The following is a 2004-nucleotide window of genomic DNA, read 5'->3' as shown; positions in this document are numbered from 1 at the left end:
CATTACTTGCTTATCATATTTTTTTGCAATTTCCAAACACTTTTTTGATTGGATTCCATCATCTTCCCAGTCAAGATAATTTATTTGAAGCAGAACAAATTCCAACTCAGGGTGTTCAAATAAAATCTCTTCTAAAAATTCTGCATTTCCATGAGTGGATATGCCTATGTGTTTAATAAAACCTTCCTCTTTTTTCTTTTGAATAAAAGAGTATAAATCAACATTTTTCCATGCAGCTTCAGTAAATCCGCTTACGTTATGAAGCATGTAATAGTCAAAGTAATCCACACCGCATTTTTTTAGCTGATCAGCAAATATCGGTTCCAATTGTGACTCCTCTGTAATTACAAATAACGGCAGTTTAGTAGCAATTTTAAATGATTCACGAGGATATCTTTCAACGACACATTTTTTAAATGCGTCTTCACTTACTCCTTCATGGTAAATGTATGCTGTATCAAAGTAATTAAATCCCGCATCCATATATGCATCAACCATCTGATTGACTTGTTCATAGTCAACACTTGCAAAGTCATTTTCATCCAAAAGGGGGAGCCTCATCATTCCCATACCTAAATTCTTCATTCCAAATCCCTCATAATAGCTTTTCCTTTTAAATATACTCTTTTAACATGACACAATTTCATGAAATGTTTTTTCTCTAAATGTTTAGAGTATCAACAATATTATTATTTTTATCTATAATACTTAATAAATTATTATTTTTTTAAACATCTTCTGCTTCTGAGCATTCCTGAGGATAAAGTTAAAAATATATTTAAACAAGATGAGCAAATAATTATTCCCATGAATAAAAATCGATGCAGTTGGGTAACTGCTGATGAAGTCTATATAAAATACCATGATGAAGAATGGGGAGTTCCAACCCATGATGACAGAGAGCTATTCGAATTTCTGGTATTGGAATCCTTTCAGGCCGGCCTGTCATGGATTACAATCTTAAAAAAACGTGAAAACTTCAAAAAGGCATTTGATGATTTTGATGTTGTTAAAGTGGCAGGTTATGATGATGTTAAAGTTGATGAGCTAAGGGAAAATGAGGGAATTATCCGACACAAAGGCAAAATAACTTCAGCCATCAATAATGCGCAGATATTCATTGAAATTCAAAATGAGTTCGGAAGCTTTGATGAATACATCTGGAGTTTTACTGATGGAAACGTGATTAAAGCAGAATATTTAACCGAATCGGAGTTGTCAAAAACCATTTCAAAAGATTTGAAAAAACGTGGAATGAAATTTGTAGGCCCTACAATAATCTATTCATATCTTGAAGCCATCGGAATAATTGACAATCATCAGGAAAACTGCTTTAAATTTTAACATTACCTCCCACAAATAATGATTTTCGCCATCAATGCGGATGTGAATATATATCATCACTAAAAAATACAAATGAAAAACACAAACATCAATGTTAATGTGAAAAATAACTTATTAAATCAAAAGAAACATTACAACCATAAGAATAAACGAAGCTAAATATAATTAAACTACCATTCCAAAAGGATTATGTTTTTAGGGTCCACTTTCAAATACTCCGGAATGACAAAATCATGCTCATGAATAGATTTATCCTGCTTCCACCATAAACCATTCGCCAAGGTTATTTCCCATTCAAAAGGCATTTCCAATTTTGTTGAATTTGCAGTATCCATTGCATTTACATCATCTTTTTTGGCGGGAGCAAAATTATGTGCACGTATTCCGATATGAGTAATATTCGGTGAAATCCTCTCTGATACCTGAAAATCAACATCCCACTCTAAAGATTTGAGATGATAATCGTCGATGACTTCAATTTCAGAAATATTTTTACATCCAGTAAGCCTTGCAACCTGAACTTTTTTCGGATTCTCAAAAATGTCATAAGTATCCCCTTTAGCTATAACTTTTCCTTCATCCAAAACTATAAGCTCATCACAAAACTGGAATGCCTCATCACGATCATGAGTGACCATAATGGAAAATCCATCAAAATCC

Annotated in this window: 2 protein-coding genes and 1 pseudogene; 1 reads left to right on the top strand and 2 read right to left on the bottom strand. The window is 32.7% G+C overall.

The genetic code is table 11. The features are described from left to right. Window positions 1–585, bottom strand: a 585-nt coding sequence (locus ACJMLH_RS00455) for an aldo/keto reductase (RefSeq protein ID WP_405273998.1), incomplete at its 3' end; no start/stop codon positions are given. A 222-nt stretch (window positions 586–807) separates the two neighbouring features. Between ACJMLH_RS00455 and ACJMLH_RS00450 the strand changes: the two genes are divergently transcribed. Then, window positions 808–1344, top strand: a complete 537-nt coding sequence (locus tag ACJMLH_RS00450; protein ID WP_405273997.1) for a DNA-3-methyladenine glycosylase I — start codon at window positions 808–810, stop codon at window positions 1342–1344. 170 nt (window positions 1345–1514) lie between these two features. Here the strand turns inward: ACJMLH_RS00450 and ACJMLH_RS00445 are convergent. Next, window positions 1515–2004: pseudogene (locus ACJMLH_RS00445) on the bottom strand (ABC transporter ATP-binding protein); the annotation flags it as partial.

The organism is Methanobrevibacter sp., assembly GCF_045116495.1.
Classification (GTDB): domain Archaea; phylum Methanobacteriota; class Methanobacteria; order Methanobacteriales; family Methanobacteriaceae; genus Methanocatella.
This window is presented reverse-complemented; position numbering and strand designations above follow the sequence as displayed.